The organism is Sinomicrobium soli (genome assembly GCF_003285545.1).
Lineage (GTDB): Bacteria > Bacteroidota > Bacteroidia > Flavobacteriales > Flavobacteriaceae > Sinomicrobium.
In genome coordinates, this window is record NZ_QLNV01000003.1 from 19298 (window position 1) to 36231 (window position 16934).

Genomic DNA, 16934 nt, shown 5'->3' on the forward strand with positions numbered 1-16934 from the left:
ACTAAGAACTACAAACTAACAAACTAAAATGAAAACCAGGATCCTGATGGTATGCCTTGGCAATATATGCCGGTCTCCGCTGGCCGAAGGGATATTGCGTTCTAAAATATCTCCCGAAAAGGCAGAGATCGATTCTGCCGGAACGGCGGGGTATCATATCGGGGAAACCCCGGACCAGCGTTCGGTAGCTATTGCCCGGAAAAACAATATCGACATCAGCAGTTTGAGAGGAAGAAAATTCGGGGTGTCCGATTTTGATCGTTTCGACCATATTTATGTCATGGACCGTTCTAATTACGACAATGTCATAGAAATGGCACGGCACGAGGGCGACCGGGAGAAAGTGGCACTGATCCTCAACCTCAGCAACCCCGGCAGCAATACGGAAGTTCCCGATCCCTATTACGGAGGAGCGGAAGGCTTCAGCGATGTTTACAGGATGCTGGACAAGGCCTGTGATGTCCTGGCGGCCAGTATCGGATAACCATGTACCGACAAATCCCACTTTGAAAATGACCACACCGGACACGCATAACGGTACCTTGTTCCTTATCCCCGTAACGCTGGGAGAACAGCCTCCGCTGGAGGTGCTCCCGTTATCGGTAAAAAGGGTGATCGGGGAAACCGATCACTACATCGTCGAGAACCAGAAATCCGCACGCCGTTTTATTAAAAAAATATGCCCGGACAAGGTTCAGGCCGACCTTCACCTCTATCCCCTGAACAAACGCACCGACCCCGGGGAGCTCCCCGGTTTTCTGCAACCCTGCCTCGAAGGCAGGAACATGGGGGTGATCTCCGAAGCCGGTTGTCCCGGTATCGCAGACCCCGGCGCAGATGTGGTGGCCCTCGCACACCGGAAAGGTATCAGGGTCGAACCCCTGGTGGGCCCGTCGTCCATTCTGCTCGCCCTGATGGCCAGCGGAATGAACGGACAAAGTTTTGCGTTTAACGGCTATCTTCCCATCGACAAGGGACAGCGGAAACAGGAGATCAGGAAACTGGAGAAACGCTCCGCCGAACTCAACCAGTCACAGATATTTATCGAAACCCCCTATCGCAACAACCAGATGCTCGCCGACCTGGCCTCAACATTACAGGACAACACCCTGGTTTGCGTAGCCTGCGACATTACCCTGCCTACCCAGTATATCCGTACTCAAAAAGCTTTACACTGGAAAAAAAACCGCGAAGACCTTCATAAAAGACCCTGTATATTTATAATTCACGCCGGGCGATAAAATTGTGTCATCCCGACCGCAGTCCCTCTCCCGGCCTTCCCCGATGCCCGGAACAAGTTAGTCGGGGGAGGGATCTCCGGCTTTTCGCTGCTGCTGTTGAAGGTTCTTTAAGCCGGGGTGGAAAAACAAAACCCCGGGCTTCATCATACTGAAACCCGGGGTTTTGCAAACAATGTTTAATTTAAACCACAATCAGATCTTCGCTCTTCTGTCCGGAAGGATATAAGAGGTATCATATCCGGAGAACTTCCTCATATAATAACGGATGGAAGCCCCGTTGGCATCCTTAAAACCTTGTAATCCGCCGGAACGCAGGAATGTTTTTACATTTCCCGGGCCGGCCAGGTGGGCGGCAGCCAAAATTCCCGACTCGGTAATATATACTCCTCCTATCTGCTGGCCTACACTTCTCTTTATATCCCTGCGCAATATCCACTTATTCCGGGCCGTATTGGCCACAAAAGCGCGTTCCTGCAGCTCGGGGTCATTCAGAAAACCGGAAGCATTACGAATTCCTATCAACCTGAGCGTGGAAGCACCGAACTGGTATTTCCCCATATAGCCCAGATGATTGGTCACAAAATAATCTCCGCGGGATTCCTTGAAGCCCAGGGCTTCCCTGAATCCTACGAATGATTTTCCAAGAAACGGGGGAGTGATTTCGGGAGCCTGTTCCCCTCGCGGGACTACAGTATACATCACCGGCTCGTAAACCCTGAAATTCTCATTCAGGATCACCTGTTTTTCGGGGGAGAACCCCAAACTGATAAAGGTTAAAAGAATAACTAAAATAACATATTTTACTACATTCTTTACCATTGATTTTTATTTCTTCGAGATTTACGGGAGCGAATCACTTTCCGGAAAAACGATCCGATACCTGGGGTATCCCCTACTCGAAATTAGCGCCTGCAAATATACGACTTTTTTTAAAAATCATAAAATCAACAGTTTAAGTCACAAACCCCCGGTAAACCTACCGGTTTATCTGCTGCTTGTTGACCCAGTCTACATAATCCCTTTTATTGATATTGTGCTGCATCAGTGTCCTGGAAAACTTGTGATATCCCGGGTTTTCCACATCGGCCACAAAATAGAAATAATCGTGTCTTTCCGGGTTAAGTACGGCATCTATAGACGAAATATCGGGCATGGCGATAGGCCCCGGGGGCAGGCCGGCGTACTTATAGGTATTATACGGAGAATCGATCTCCAGGTCTTTATACAATACCCTCTTTATAATGGTGTCGTAGTTCCCGGTATGTTTTTTCAGCGCATAGATCACGGTAGGATCGGCCTGTAGCAGCATATTCCTGTCCAGCCGGTTCAGGTAAACCCCGGCAACACGCGGCCTCTCGTCCGCTTTTGCGGTTTCTTTCTGCACTATGGCCGCCAGGGCCATCACCTGGTGTGGTGTCAGTTGCAGCGCACGGGCTTTGGCCAGCCGCTCTTCATTCCAGAACCTCTTGTATTCTTTCAGCATCCTGTCGCGGAATTCACGGGCAGAAGTATTCCAGAAAAACTCGTAACTATTCGGGATGTACAGGTTTAATGCCTGCTCGCCGGTAAACCGGATACTGTCCAGGAATGCCGTATCCCCGAAAGCTTCCAGCAAAGATGTGCTATCGGCCTCGATCTGTCCGGAAATACGTCCTGCAAGCCTGGCCAGGCTTTCCTGGTTGTTGAAAGAGATATTGACCGGGGTATTACGGCTTCGCAGCGAATTGACAATGTCGTTATTGCTCATTCCCTTTTTGACCACATACCTTCCGGCCCGGGGTGCCCCCGTGTACCCTTTTTTATCGGCTACCCTGTCGAAAGTGCGGATATTTTTCAGCAAAGGCTCCAGTTGCTCCCTTACCTCCCCGTAAGATGCTCCCGTAGGAACATACACATACGCTTCCTTGTTATCAAATGCCGTATTCGGGGCAAATATGGACGTGTAGATATTATAAACAAAAAACAACCCCCCGGCTACCCCCAGGAGTAAAACAACTACTATGATCTTTCGTATGTACATGCGTTTACAAATTTAACTGTCGGTTGTTGGGTTTTTAGTTCTTAGTTCGTAGTTGTTAGTTCGTAGTTTGGGCATGCCTGAATATGGCTATAATTACCGACTACTCAATACTCAATACTAACTACTCAATACTAACTACTAACTACTAACCACCAATCTTCTGATATAATACCTCGTCCCTGAACTCTCCTTCTGAAAATATCCAGTCTTTTTTCACTCCTACCTTTTCAAATCCCTGCCTGGTAAACAACCTTATACTCGCGGTATTATCTGCCGTGATATTGGCATAAAGCTGGTGTACCCCAAGGCGTGTAAAGGCGTAATCGGTGAGCAACCTTAAGGCTTCCGAACCTATGCCCCTGCTTCTTTGCGCTTTTTCAAACACAACGATCCCCACCCCGGCCCTCCTGTTTTTCGGGCAAAAATCAAAAAGGTCTATAAATCCCAGGAGGTGAAGGCTATAGTCTGATATGGCCAGCCGCAACTGCTTGATCTCGTAAATGTCCTTATGACTGTTCTCGAGGTATTGCCGGAGCAGGTAACGGGAATAAGGGGCCTGGGTCTCGCTCACCTCCCATACCGTCTCATCGTTTTCCAGCCGGTACAGGAAATCCAGGTCCTCCGGTTCCAGTGCCCTTAAAAAAATCCCTTCTCCCGAAAGTGTTACCATAAGCTTATTCCTTTTACCTGTCTCTGCCACTTCATACCGCAAAAACTGTGCTATACACGATCAACCTCGCCCCTGAACACTTTTTTGGCCGGCCCTTCCAGAAATATATTCCGGTACTGCCCGCCTTCCTCATCAAAATAAACCCGGAGTACACCACCGGGAGTCTGAAGGGTCACCGTATTCCCTTTTGTTTTCCCCGTGCGATGCATGGCTATGGCCACAGCCGTAACCCCGGTGCCACAGGAAAAAGTTTCGTCTTCCACTCCCCTTTCGTAGGTCCTTACCTTAAATACGGCATCATCTACCTTACTGACAAAGTTGATATTGCTCCCGGCTTTTCCGTATTTGCCATAACGCAGTTTTGCGCCCTGCAATTTCACGTCAAACCGGTCTATCTCCTGTACTTCCTGTACGTGATGCGGCGATCCCGTATCCAGGAAAACATAATTGTCGAATACATCCACACGATCCACATCAGTCATCTGCAGCTTTACCTTTCCATCTCCCAAGGTGGCCCTGTGCACCCCGTCTACTGCCATGAAACGGGTGTCATTTTTTATAATCCCGAGAAAACCTGCAAAGGCCACAATACACCGTCCCCCGTTACCACACATGGTACTCTCGTTACCGTCGGCATTATAATACACCATCCTGAAATCATAACCGGGTTCATCCTCAAGCAGGATAAGTCCGTCAGCCCCGACCCCGAACCTCCTGTCGCACAATCCGCCGATAAAATCAGTATCGTCTTTGGGAAAACCTCCTTCCCGGTTATCTACCATGACAAAATCGTTCCCGGTTCCCTGATATTTATAAAATATAAAACCCATCGTGTTTCTTTTTAGACCGCTTGTAAAGTCATTTTTTCAAATACGACAAATATACGATTTACCGGCAATTGCTGTGCTTTTAACGGTTTTTAAAGTGGAAACACTCTGAATATCCACCCGGAAACCGGAAGCATCCGGACTTGCTATCCTTCCTTTCTGCCAGTTTTTCCGTTTTACCCCCCGCAAACAGTTTGGTATTATTTTTGAAAATAACCCTCCCGCAGGAAAACCGTAAATTTCGGGTAACGCGTGATTTTTCTTAAAACACTGCACACATAACGTTTACCGGAACGCTGTTAAACTGTCGTTAAAGTCGAAATGTTAAAATAATAAACTCCTAAATTTGATCTGCAAAACCCCGGGAACCTGTCCCGGAGATCGATCGGGAAGTTTTAGTATAATAAACCCCGGCAAAAGGGATATCAGCCTTTATCCGGTCTTTGGATAAACAACGATACCGGGTATTACTCCTGCTGTTGCCGGAAAGACAGATATATTTTATAAAACAGATTTGTAAAAATTTAAATATCAAAACCAATGAAAAAGTTTATCGGTTTACTTTTCGTATCCATACTCGGTGGTTTTATAACCCTCGGGATCTACAGGGCTTTTTTTGAAAAAGAGCAGGTTGTCGTGGAACAGCGTACAACCACGCCCAATTTTGTCACGGCAAGTTATGACGCTTCTCCCCTGGCTGCAGCCGAGACCACGGATTTTACCGGTGCGGCGGAAAAGACGATCCACGCTGTGGTTCACGTTACCAACCGCATGACCAGCAAGGCCCCCACAAGCTTCCAGGACCTTTTCTTCGGAGGAGGGCGCGAACGCACCCAGGTGGGAACAGGTTCGGGGGTCATTATTTCTCCGGACGGGTATATCGTGACCAATAACCACGTTATAGACGGCGCCACGGAACTGTCGGTAACACTGAACAACAATAAGACCTACGACGCAGAACTCATAGGTTCCGACCCCTCTACCGATATTGCACTGATCAAGGTGGATACGGATGAAGACCTCCCCTACCTGGCTTTCGGGGATTCCGACAATGCCAGGGTAGGCGAATGGGTACTGGCCGTGGGTAACCCCTTCAACCTGACCTCCACCGTAACCGCAGGGATCATCAGTGCCAAATCGAGAGACCTCAGCGGTAGTAACAGCCAATCGTTCATACAGACGGATGCTGCCGTAAACCCCGGAAACAGCGGCGGTGCCCTGGTAAACAGCAGGGGCGACCTCATCGGTATCAACACCGCCATTACCTCGCGCACGGGTACCTATATCGGCTATGCCTTTGCCGTGCCCAGTAATATCGCCAAAAAAGTGGTAGAAGACCTTCTGGAATACGGCAATGTACAGAAGGGACTGCTCGGGGTTTCCATTATACAGAAAAATTCGCCCTATGCCGTTGAAAACGGGATCAACGAGATCGAAGGATTGTATGTCGGTGGTGTGGAAGAAGATTCGGGTGCCGAAAAAGCAGGTATAGGAGAAGGCGATATCATTAAAAGTGTAGACGAGATCAAGATAAACAAGTTTGCCGACCTCACCGGTTACCTGAATTCAAAACGCCCCGGAAATACGGTTCAGCTGACCATCGAAAGGGACGGGAAAACAAAAACAGTACCGGTCACCCTCAGCAAGATCAATTCGTATACGCTGAACGAACTGGGCATACAGGTCAAAAACATTTCAGACAAGGACAGGAAGCAGTACCGTACCGATCACGGGGTAAAGATCACCCGTACGGCACCGTATCTCAACAATGCCAACCTGGAAGGCAGGATACTGGTAGAGATCAACGGCAAGAAGATCCGGAACGGGGAAGATGCCGAGAAAATAGTTTCCGAAATAAACCCCAACGAAAGAAATGTTATTGTGATCCTCAACGAAAAAGGGGAAGCAGAGAGGTATTTGTTCTAAAACACAGCCCTCAGAGCTTGTTTAAACTAATTCCAATTGGCTGCAAAATGATCTTTTTACCCCATATTTCATCTTTTTCTTGCTCCATAGCTATGGCTATGCAGCGCAAAAAAGCCTTCATCTGGGGCAGAAATCTCTATTTTTCGCTACAATCAAATCAATTTAAACAAGCCCTCAGAACGAGATCAGCGGCGGGAAGTTCCCGCCGCTTTTTTTATGTCCCTCGAAACCGCTACTCCAGTATCTCCAGCCTGGCAAAACGCAGCAACAGTTTTTTCAACTGCCCGTTATCGAACTTTATCTCTGCCTTTTTATCATTCCCGGCCCCTTCGAGTTTCACGACCACCCCCCTGCCGAAACGGGTATGGGACACACGGGTTCCTACCTCGAGAGCTGCGGTAGCGGCCTGCCCGTTCCCTACGGGAGTAGACAGCTCCGGTTTTATTTTGCGCAGTTTCCTCAACTGGTTTTCCGTGGGTTTCTGCCGGGAGGGCGGCGTACTGCCCACCGGTTTGTGCTGTCTCAGTTTACTCTTGTCCACATCGCCGAAAATATCAGCGTCAATCATGGGTTTGTAACGGTATGAACCATCCAGGGGCGGGGTCAGGTATTCCAGGTATTTCTCCTCTATTTCCTCGATAAACCTGCTGGGTTCGGCATCGATGAGTTTCCCCCAGCGGTAACGGCTTTGCGTATAGGTCAGGAAAGCCTGTTTCTCTGCCCGGGTAAGGGCTACGTAAAACAGGCGCCGCTCCTCTTCGAGCTCACTCCGTGTATTCATGCTCATGGCCGACGGGAAGAGGTCTTCTTCCATCCCCACTATATATACGTAAGGAAACTCCAGGCCCTTGGCCAGGTGAATGGTCATCAGTGCCACCCTGTCGTCATCCCCGGTATCGTTGTCGAGGTCGGTGGCCAGGGCCACATCTTCCAGGAATTCCGGCAGCGACCCGGTAGCCCCGTCAATTTCCTGCTGCCCTTCCACAAAATCGCGGATACCGTTGAGCAGTTCTTCCACATTCTCCATACGCGCTATCCCTTCCGGGGTACCGTCTTTCTTGAATTCGTGCAGCAGTCCCGTTTTCTTGGCCACGTGTTCTGCAAGCACAAAGGCATCTGCAGTCTGCGCCGTTACCTGAAAACTCTGTATCATGGTCACAAAATCCTCCAGTTTCCTTCGGGTACCTGCATTGATCTTGAGATCTATCCTGTCCAGGTGCTGTATCACTTCAAAAATGGAGCGTTTATAGTGATTGGCCGCTACGGTAAGCCGTTCCATCGTGGTCTGCCCTATACCCCTGGCCGGGTAGTTGATCACCCTGTTCAGGGCCTCTTCATCCTGCGGGTTGATAACAAGCCGCAGATAGGCCAGTACGTCCTTGATCTCCTTGCGCTGGTAAAACGACAACCCGCCGTAAATGCGGTAGGGAATATCCCTTTTCCGAAGGGCATCCTCTATGGCCCTCGACTGGGAGTTGGTGCGGTACAATACGGCAAAATGATTGTTGGGCAACTGTTCCTGCATCCTGAGCTCAAAAATAGAACCCGCTACAAACCTGCCCTCTTCCGCATCGGTAATGCTGCGGTGCACCTTTATCTTTCCCCCGTCTTCATTGGCGGTCCACACCACTTTTTCGAGCCTGGTCTGGTTTTTCTCGATCACCGAGTTTGCCGCTTCCACGATATTTTTGGTGGAACGGTAATTCTGTTCCAGCCGGTATACCTCCACCCCGTCGTAATCGCGCTGGAAGTTCATGATATTACTGATATTCGCCCCGCGGAACGCATAAATACTCTGGGCATCGTCGCCCACTACACATATATTCTGGAACTTATCGCTCAGTGCCTTGACGATCAGGTACTGCGAATGATTGGTATCCTGGTACTCATCGACCAGGATATACCGGAAACGCTCCTGGTATTTGGCCAGCACTTCCGGAAAACGCGTAAGCAGTTCGTTGGTCTTTAGCAGCAGGTCGTCAAAATCCATGGCTCCGGCTTTAAAACAACGCTCCACATAAGCCGCGTAGATCTCCCCCATCCTCGGCCTTTTGGCCATGGCATCGGCTTCCACCAGGTCGGGATTGTTAAAATAGGCCTTGACCGTGATCAGGCTGTTCTTATACGACGATATCCTGTTCTGTACCTGCTTGTACTTGTATACATCCTTGTCCAGTCCCATTTCCTTGATGATGGCATTGATAAGCCGCTGGGAGTCCTGGGTGTCGTAGATGGTAAAATTGCCGGGATATCCCAGTTTGTCTGCTTCGAAACGCAGTATCCTGGCAAAAACGGAGTGGAAAGTACCCATCCACAGATTCTTTGCTTCACTGTTCCCTACTATACCGGCAATACGGGCCTTCATTTCACGCGCGGCCTTATTCGTAAACGTCAGCGCCAGGATATTAAAGGCATCGACCCCCTTGTGCATGAGGTAGGCGATACGATAGGTAAGCACCCGGGTTTTACCTGATCCGGCACCGGCAATGACCATCAGGGGGCCTTCCAGATGTAATACGGGAGCCCTCTGGGCCTCATTCAGTTCTGCTAAGTAATTTTCCACCTTGCTGTTTCTTTTCAAATATATGACTCTCACCGGCAAATATAAGAATACTGCCCAGGTTTTGTTACCGTCTTTAACAAATGATATGCTCCTGCCTCTTGATTATTACGCCTGCTTTCACGAAGTTTGCCGGTACGCTAACAACAATCTATGGAACCGACTACATTAAGCTATATCATAACCGGCATCCTCATCCTGGATTTTGCCATCGACCAGGTCCTGGACTATCTCAATGCCAGGCATTTCAACGATCCTGTTCCCCCGTTGCTGGACGATGTTTACGACAGTGACAAATACAAACGTTCCCAGGAATACAAAAAAGAGAACTACCGGTTTTCGATCGTGTCTTCCGCATGCTCCCTCCTGATCACCCTCGGATTTCTCTATGCCGGTGGTTTTGAGTTCACCGACCAGGTAGCGAGAGGCATTTCGGATAATGACATTGTCATCGCCCTGCTGTTTTTCGGGATGATCCTCCTGGCCAGTGACGTGATAAGTATGCCGTTTACATGGTACCACACCTTTGTGATCGAGGAAAAATACGGGTTCAACAAGACCACCCCGGCCACCTTCTTTACCGACAAGCTGAAAGGATGGCTTATGGGAGCCGTATTCGGAGGGGGCATCATGGCCCTGGTTATCTGGTTCTACCAGCTTACCGGCAGGCACTTCTGGCTTTATGCCTGGGGAGCGGTCACCTTTTTTTCCATCCTGGTCAACATGTTTTACAGCCGGCTTATCGTTCCCCTGTTCAACAAGCAGACCCCCCTGGAGGAAGGAACACTGAAAACCGCCATAGAGGCCTATGCTTCCAAAGCAGGATTTACGCTCAACAACATATTTGTCATAGACGGTTCCAGAAGATCGACCAAGGCCAATGCCTATTTCTCGGGCTTCGGACGGGAAAAGAGAATTACCCTCTACGACACCCTGGTCAAGGACCTGGACACCGAAGAGATCGTAGCCGTGCTGGCCCATGAAGTGGGCCATTACAAGAGAAAACACATCCTGTTCAATCTCGCGGTTTCCACGGGGCTTACGGGCCTCACCCTCTATGTGCTGTCCCTGTGTATAAATTTCCCGGAACTGTCGTATGCCCTGGGTGTGTCGCAACACGGCTTTCATACCGGGCTTATCGCCTTCGGTATACTCTACAGCCCCGTTTCGGAAATCACCGGGATGGTCATGAACTACGTGTCGAGAAAATTCGAATACCAGGCCGATAACTATGCCCGCGATACTTATGCCGCCCCTCCCCTGGTATCGGCCCTTAAAAAACTGTCGCGGAACAACCTGGGCAACCTGACCCCGCATCCGGCATACGTAAAGGTACATTATTCACATCCTACCTTACTGCAACGGGTACAGAACCTGCAGTTTTACAGGCCTAAGGCATAGAATGGCGGACCTCCGGTTCAGGTCCGGAGTTACCGGCGATTTGTCGTCCCTGTCAAAACCTGTAGTTCAGGCTCAGCCGGAAGTTCCGTCCCGGTTCGGCCTGCCAGTATACGTATGTGCCGTAATTCGACCCGGAATACAGGTATTCATTCAAAAGGTTATTGATGTTCAGGCGTACGTCGAAATGGTCATCAGACCAGAAGATCCCTCCGTCCATTCTGAAATAATCGGGCAGTTCCGATTTACTGTCCGCCCCCCAGTTCCATGACGAACGGTCTACCTGGTACTGGTAGCCTACGGAAGCCCCGAAACCTTTTAATGCCGACGAGGGCTTAAAGGCATAATTCAGCCAGCCGTTGGTAATATGCCTGGCGTGGCCGGCAATCCGGTTATTGTCTTTGTCCTTCACCTCGGTAAAGGCGTAATTGAGTATCACATTCAGTTCCGGAGTAATTTTCCCCTGCATATCAAATTCCACTCCTTTGGAAACGACTTCCCCGATCTCTATGGAATACGGGTAGCTCATCCCGTCATTTTCATCAATAACCCCGTCGCCGTTGGTATCCGTGGTGGCAGGAACCCCGTTTTCATAATCCGTGACAGACATATTGTCCTTATTAATGCGATAAGCGGTAAGCGAAGTTCTCAGCCGGTCTTCGAACCAGGATTTCTTTATCCCGGCCTCCAGGTCTGAGGATTTGTTGGGACTTAAGGGTTCTCCCGGGTATTTCACCCCCTGTTGCGGGTAGAAAGACTGGTCGAATAACCCGTAAACCGTAAGATCGGGCATTACATCATAGCTCACACCGATACGGGGGGTAAACTCCGACCCGTCTGCGGGTACTCCGTACGCATATATATCCGCCAGCGTATATCTTCCGGCCAGGCTAAGGCGAAGGCGGTCTTCCAGGAACCCCAGTTCATCCTGTACGTAAAATCCTTTTGTGGTCATCCCGATACCGTTGGAAGCCCCCCGGATCTTGATATCTACAGAGCGGTCGAATACCGGCATCTCCACATCGCCATAGTGCGGGTCCAGGACGTTGAAAGGACGCTCCTCCGTATCTATGGCTCCCCCCTGGTTCCAGTCTGCCCAGTACTGTTTTTCATTAAAATCGAATCCTGCCAGTATTTTATGGGTTACACTTCCGGTCTCGAAATTCCCGTTGACAAAGAACTGTGCTATGTGATAGCGCCCGAGGGCATCGGCACTGGTTACCGACCTTATCATATCCCCGTTCTGCTGTACTTCTCCTGCCGGCCAGAGCGTTACTCCCTCCTGCTCGTATCTCATATGCATGTACTGGGCCTGAAAGGTCCAGTTGTCATTGAATTTATGAGTGAAATTGGTAAAAGTACTGTACTCATCAATATCCATATCCGGATAGTCCGGGTCCATGGCCGTAAAATCGCGGTCCAGTCCTCCGTAACCGATGCTTATGGGGGCAAACACATAGGCCGACCCTGCCTTCATCCTGGCTTTTTGCCAGGTAAATTCTGTGGTTACCGAGGTATTGTCACTGAATTCGTATTTCACCGACGGCACTACCGAAAACCGGCTCGACCTGTCATAATCGCGATTGGTTTCCTGGGTCTGTGCCATGGCATTCAGGCGGAACTGCAGCTTGCCGCCGGCTGCATAACTCCCGAGGTCTACGGCACCCCGGTAGGTATTAAAACTTCCCGTGGTAAAGTTGACTTCGGCAATATGCTCCTTCTTCGGTTTCTTGGTGACCACATTATAGAACCCTCCCGGCTCTCCCGCAGCCAGCATAAACCCGGCAGGGCCCTTTACGAATTCTATACGCTCCACCATGCTCATATCTTCGGCCAGCGGCCCCCATGTCATCTCTACATTCATGCCGTTCCTGAAAGCGGGGATCTTGAACCCCCTCATATTGATGCGGGAAAACCACCCCCAGTGCTCGATCATCTGCGCCCCGCTGACATTCCGGGTAATGGCCTCCATCATCGTAAACGACTGCTGGTCTTTCAGCACATCTTCGGAGATCACCTGTATATTCTGCGGAATCTTAACCGGATCCCGGCCGAGACGAAGGGAGGAAGAAACTTCCCGGGCGGTATAACTTTCCTTTCTTCTGCCGGAAATGGTAACATCCTTCAGCTCACTTACCGTTTCCTCCAGGGCTATATCTGTACGGGTATCCCCGGACACGGAAACCGACAACACCTGCTTTTTAAACCCTATGCTACTGGCTATAAGGGTATAATTGCCGAAAGGAACCTTTTTTATGACAAAATTACCACTGTTATCGGTTGAAGCTCCCAGGCCGGTCCCTTTGAGGATCACATTAATGGCAGCGAGGGGCTCCCCGTTCTGATCCGTGATATTCCCGCTCACACTGGCGGTTCCGTTTTGGGCCTGTAGCCCGAAAATAAGACTGAAGTACAGGAAAGAACAACAAAATATTTTATTGATCATTTTTCTATTATTTAGATTAAATACAAATAGCGCACAAATCTAAACAACAAATACTATTTATCCATACCAAATAAAAATAATATTGTTACAAATCCGTAAAAATATTATATCCAGCCATAGGCCACCGACAGGGACACGAGTTCTATAAGGCTTTTCGCCCCTGTTTTCCGGAAGATATTTTTCCGGTGCGTAGCTACGGTAAGCGGACTGATATACAGCTGATCCGCTATTTCCTCGGTAGTCCTGCTTTGGGTCATCAGCTCCAGGATCTCGAGCTCCCTCCGGCTCAGTTTGATGTCATTCCCGGGCCGGGCATCACCGGGGCTGTGGATGAATTTCTTTTTGTGGTTTGCTATGGCCAGGTTAAGGGTTACAAGCAGGTGGTCCTTGCTGAAAGGTTTGGTAACATAAGCATACGGTACAGACCGTTCGGCGCGTTTCATGGTTTCCACATCGGAATAGGCAGTCAGGAAGATGACCGGCACCTCATCCCCCACATTATTCTCAATCAGGTCGAGCCCGGACACTTCACTGTTCAGGTTGATATCACTGATAATCGCATCATATCTTTTGGTCTCAATGGCTTTTCTGGCTTCTGCCGGGTCGGTGACCACCCTGCCCTGATAACCGTTGCGATCCAGGTGTATTTTTATACTATTGGCAATAATGGCTTCATCCTCGATGATCAATATCTGTTTGGACATCTGTGACGGTGTTTTTGGTAATGGTTAGTATTACGGTTGATCCTTTGCGGTTTACGATCCTTACATGGCCCTTGAGTGCTTCGGTAAGCGTATGAATAAGGTTAAGCCCCATTTTCTTTCCTTCCCTGATCCCGGCAGGATCGAATCCTTTGCCGTTATCGCTGTATACCAGCCTGAGCTGCTGCCCCGTATCTTCGAGGCCGATACGGATACTTCTGTCTGATTGCCCTTCGTCGTACGCGTGCTTTACCGTATTTATGATCAGTTCATTGACGATAAGCCCGATATAGGTGATTTTCTCCGCGGGATATTCTACCGGGACCAGATCCAGTTCCAGTTCGATCTCTTCTCCCGAAAAGCTGATCAGGTCGCGCGCTATCGATGCCAGGAAACGGTCTATCCTGAGGTATTTGTTATCGCTGTTGGCATTCAGAATGTCATGCACCCTCGATACCGTATAGATCCGGGACTGCAGCAGTTTGAATTTCTCCTGCAGCGATGTTTCCGATATGTTGGTATTCTGGATATCGATAAGGCTGGTGATCAGCTGCAGGTTGTTTTTCACCCTGTGATTGAGCTCGCGCATGAGAAAGGCTATATTCTCCTTCTGCTGCCGGGTTACGGCAAGGGAATGGTTCAGGGCACCGTTGGTCTCGGTGAGTTCGGCGGTCCTTTCGTCGACCATTCTCGACAACCATTCGTTCATCTTTTTCTGCTGCAGGTTCTTATACAGGAAAAAAAGTGTAATGCACAGCAGCACAAACGATATGGCGACTACCTTGAACCACAGTGTTTTGTACCAGGGCGACTCGATCACCACTGCGATATTGTCGGGTGCTCCCCAGAGCAATTCGTTATTGCTCCCCATGACCCGGAACACATAAGCACCGGGGTCCAGATTGGTATACGTAGTGGTGCGTTCATGGGTTACGGGACGCCATTCCCGGTCAAAGCCTTCCAGGATAAAACGGTACTGGTTTCGCCCGGGCCATAAATAGTTGAGACTGGAATAATCAAAGGTGATCACATTCTGGTCGTGCGAAAATACAAGGGTGTCGGAATACAGTATATTATTAGCGATCGGTTTGCCGAACAGTTTCACCTGTTCCACCAGGGTCTTGCCTATTTTCCTGTTGACCTTCACACTGTCCGGATGAAACATATTAAATCCGTTCATCCCTCCGAAATACATGACCCCCAGGCTGTCCTTATAGGCTGCTTTGCCGTTAAATTCATTATTCTGCAAACCGTCGTCCTCCGTATAATTCCTGAAGGTATTGCTTTTCCTGCTGAGCTCGGAAAGGCCGAAATTGGTAGATACCCAGATATTCCCCTTATCATCCGATTCCACCCCGTAAATAAAGTCATTGGGCAGACCGCTCTGTGCCATATAATGCCTGATCGCCCCGCTTTCAGGATCGATCCGGTTGAGTCCCTTTGCCGTTCCTGCCCAGATATTCCCGAACGGATCTTCCGTAATACAGAATACCCTGGTATTGGACAATTCGTCGTCGTAATACGTAGTGCCGTCGTCACCGATCCTGTACAGTCCCTCGTCGCTCGCTATCCACAATGCACCCGAAGTATCCGTATAACTGTTCCTCGACCTTACCAGTGTCTTGCCCCCGATGGCCCTGGGCCTTACCCCGTAATCCAGGGTATTGAGGGCATAGATCCCGCTGGACCAGGTATGCACCCATATCGTATCCCGGTGTACCGGAGTAATGTGTATAATATCGCTGTCCTGGAACGGCAAGGGAACGGGGTCAAAAACATCCTTTTCCCGGTTGTACTTTACCAGGCCGCTTTCAAATCCGCCTCCCCATATATTGCCCCGGAAATCCTTTTCTATCACATATTCCAGAAAACAGTTGGTCATATACAGCTTATACTCGTCTTTTTCGGTCCGGTAACGCACCCATCCCAGTTCGGTAGCCATCCAGATCGTCTTGTCATCCCTGAGAAAATTGAAAATACTGATAAAATCCTTCTTGGGAGATCCCGGAGCTTTTATACGATACGGACTGAATTTTTTGCGGTCGGGATGGTAATAGAAAATTCCGCGTTCCTGGGTGCCGATCCACATCCCGTCCTGATCGTCCTTTTTCGCACATAAAACCCCGGATTGCAGGTACTTTCCGTCGGCACCTTTGAAAGCGACCTCATGCCACCCCGACTCACGATCCAGCAGGTAGGTATTCAGAAATCCCCCTATCAGCAGGGTCTCCTTATCCCATTCCATAATGCTTCTCACGGCAGGTTCGATATCGGGAGGATGATCTATACGGCTGATCTCCTTTTCATTGCGATCATACATAAACAGGCCTTCCTGCATGCCGACCAGTACCCCGGTATCGGAAAACGGGTAGAAACAATTGATCTTGCTTTCCTTGAAACGATCGAATACCCTATCGGTACTTACCGATTTCTGATGGAGATCGAACTTGTAAATACCGCTGAAATTGGTCCCGATAAGAAATTCATTATCACCAATATCCTGTATGGCGGTAACATAATCATTTTCCCTGGACTGGGGGATGGGAATTACCGTAAAGTCGAGCTTTTTCCGGTCTACCAGCAGGCAGCCCCCTATGGCTCCCACCAGTAAATACCGGTCGTCGACAACATACAGCACACTGCTGTACCTGGCCAGCGGATACGTATCAAAATCGATTTGATCTTTAAAATCCAGGAACCGGTCTTCAGAGAGTACATAGGCCACCAGCGAATAGGTAGTTGTGGCAAGCCACAGGGTATCCCTCTCGTAAAACAGGTCGCTTACGTCGTCGTCGGGAAGGCCGCCGGGTTCGTCACCGGCGCGAAAAACCTTCATCTCATACCCGTTAAACCGGTTCAGGCCGTTTTCCGTAGCCCCCCAGATATACCCGTTGTCATCTATAGCTATGGCTCCCACTCCCAACTGGGACAACCCCTGTTCCTGGGCAATATTTTTAACCGTAAGCGTGTCTGTCGGAATAATTTGTGCCTTACATATCCCGGTGACTACAAGAAATACTGGTAAAAAAAAGCGTAGTTTTTTATTCATTGGCAAACAGACAAAATTCCCTTTTAACAAACTTAGTAAAGGAATCCGTAAAAAAGGATACCCTCTCCAGGGTATTTTTTGTGATATTTCGGTAAT

At 49.3% G+C, this 16934-nt stretch carries 12 protein-coding genes; 4 read left to right on the plus strand and 8 right to left on the minus strand.

The features are described from left to right. Positions 1-28: 28 nt before the first annotated feature. Together DN748_RS04005 and DN748_RS04010 are read left to right on the plus strand one after the other, a co-directional pair. Complete coding sequence (locus DN748_RS04005) at positions 29-484, plus strand: low molecular weight protein-tyrosine-phosphatase (protein WP_112370496.1); 456 nt, start codon at positions 29-31, stop codon at positions 482-484. Between the two features lie 28 nt (positions 485-512). Continuing rightward, the gene (locus tag DN748_RS04010; RefSeq protein ID WP_112370497.1) at positions 513-1241 is read left to right on the plus strand and encodes an SAM-dependent methyltransferase; all 729 of its coding nucleotides are present in this window, start codon (positions 513-515) and stop codon (positions 1239-1241) included. Positions 1242-1433: 192 nt separating this feature from the next. Here the strand turns inward: DN748_RS04010 and DN748_RS04015 are convergent, their stop codons facing one another. The 4 genes from DN748_RS04015 to dapF form a co-directional block, all read right to left on the minus strand. Continuing rightward, a complete protein-coding gene (locus DN748_RS04015; RefSeq protein ID WP_112370498.1) occupies positions 1434-2060 on the minus strand; it encodes a hypothetical protein in 627 nt (208 codons plus the stop codon). A gap of 157 nt (positions 2061-2217) precedes the next feature. Beyond that, complete coding sequence (gene mltG / locus DN748_RS04020; RefSeq protein WP_112370499.1) at positions 2218-3261, minus strand: endolytic transglycosylase MltG; 1044 nt, start codon at positions 3259-3261, stop codon at positions 2218-2220. A gap of 145 nt (positions 3262-3406) precedes the next feature. Then, a complete protein-coding gene (locus tag DN748_RS04025; RefSeq protein ID WP_112370500.1) occupies positions 3407-3931 on the minus strand; it encodes a GNAT family N-acetyltransferase in 525 nt (174 codons plus the stop codon). 50 nt (positions 3932-3981) lie between these two features. Then, positions 3982-4761, minus strand: a complete 780-nt coding sequence (dapF, locus tag DN748_RS04030) for a diaminopimelate epimerase (RefSeq protein WP_112370501.1) — start codon at positions 4759-4761, stop codon at positions 3982-3984. 537 nt (positions 4762-5298) lie between these two features. On the opposite strand from dapF, the gene DN748_RS04040 reads away from it, so the two are divergent. Then, complete coding sequence (locus DN748_RS04040) at positions 5299-6684, plus strand: trypsin-like peptidase domain-containing protein (protein ID WP_112370503.1); 1386 nt, start codon at positions 5299-5301, stop codon at positions 6682-6684. A 232-nt stretch (positions 6685-6916) separates the two neighbouring features. Here the strand turns inward: DN748_RS04040 and DN748_RS04045 are convergent, their stop codons facing one another. After that, entirely contained in the window at positions 6917-9247 is a 2331-nt protein-coding gene (locus DN748_RS04045) for an ATP-dependent helicase (protein ID WP_112370798.1), read from the minus strand. A gap of 150 nt (positions 9248-9397) precedes the next feature. Between DN748_RS04045 and DN748_RS04050 the strand changes: the two genes are divergently transcribed. After that, positions 9398-10645: a M48 family metallopeptidase gene (locus tag DN748_RS04050; protein WP_112370504.1), complete on the plus strand. Its 1248-nt coding sequence runs from the start codon at positions 9398-9400 to the stop codon at positions 10643-10645. A 52-nt stretch (positions 10646-10697) separates the two neighbouring features. On the opposite strand, the gene DN748_RS04055 is transcribed toward DN748_RS04050, so the two are convergent. The 3 genes from DN748_RS04055 to DN748_RS04065 form a co-directional block, all read right to left on the minus strand. Further along, positions 10698-13088, minus strand: a complete 2391-nt coding sequence (locus tag DN748_RS04055) for a TonB-dependent siderophore receptor (protein ID WP_112370505.1) — start codon at positions 13086-13088, stop codon at positions 10698-10700. 104 nt (positions 13089-13192) lie between these two features. Then, entirely contained in the window at positions 13193-13792 is a 600-nt protein-coding gene (locus DN748_RS04060; RefSeq protein WP_112370506.1) for a response regulator transcription factor, read from the minus strand. Further along, complete coding sequence (locus tag DN748_RS04065; RefSeq protein ID WP_112370507.1) at positions 13761-16838, minus strand: ligand-binding sensor domain-containing protein; 3078 nt, start codon at positions 16836-16838, stop codon at positions 13761-13763. Before DN748_RS04065 ends, DN748_RS04060 begins: the two co-directional genes overlap by 32 nt. Positions 16839-16934: the final 96 nt, after the last annotated feature.

Bases quoted from the DNA above. Each gene is read 5' to 3' on its own strand.
- DN748_RS04050 (WP_112370504.1), top strand. From the start codon at position 9,398: ATGGAACCGACTACATTAAGCTATATCATAACCGGCATCCTCATCCTG.
- DN748_RS04010 (WP_112370497.1), top strand. From the start codon at position 513: ATGACCACACCGGACACGCATAACGGTACCTTGTTCCTTATCCCCGTA.
- mltG (WP_112370499.1), bottom strand. From the start codon at position 3,261: ATGTACATACGAAAGATCATAGTAGTTGTTTTACTCCTGGGGGTAGCC.
- DN748_RS04015 (WP_112370498.1), bottom strand. From the start codon at position 2,060: ATGGTAAAGAATGTAGTAAAATATGTTATTTTAGTTATTCTTTTAACC.
- DN748_RS04040 (WP_112370503.1), top strand. From the start codon at position 5,299: ATGAAAAAGTTTATCGGTTTACTTTTCGTATCCATACTCGGTGGTTTT.
- DN748_RS04060 (WP_112370506.1), bottom strand. From the start codon at position 13,792: ATGTCCAAACAGATATTGATCATCGAGGATGAAGCCATTATTGCCAAT.
- DN748_RS04065 (WP_112370507.1), bottom strand. From the start codon at position 16,838: ATGAATAAAAAACTACGCTTTTTTTTACCAGTATTTCTTGTAGTCACC.
- DN748_RS04025 (WP_112370500.1), bottom strand. From the start codon at position 3,931: ATGGTAACACTTTCGGGAGAAGGGATTTTTTTAAGGGCACTGGAACCG.
- DN748_RS04055 (WP_112370505.1), bottom strand. From the start codon at position 13,088: ATGATCAATAAAATATTTTGTTGTTCTTTCCTGTACTTCAGTCTTATT.
- dapF (WP_112370501.1), bottom strand. From the start codon at position 4,761: ATGGGTTTTATATTTTATAAATATCAGGGAACCGGGAACGATTTTGTC.
- DN748_RS04005 (WP_112370496.1), top strand. From the start codon at position 29: ATGAAAACCAGGATCCTGATGGTATGCCTTGGCAATATATGCCGGTCT.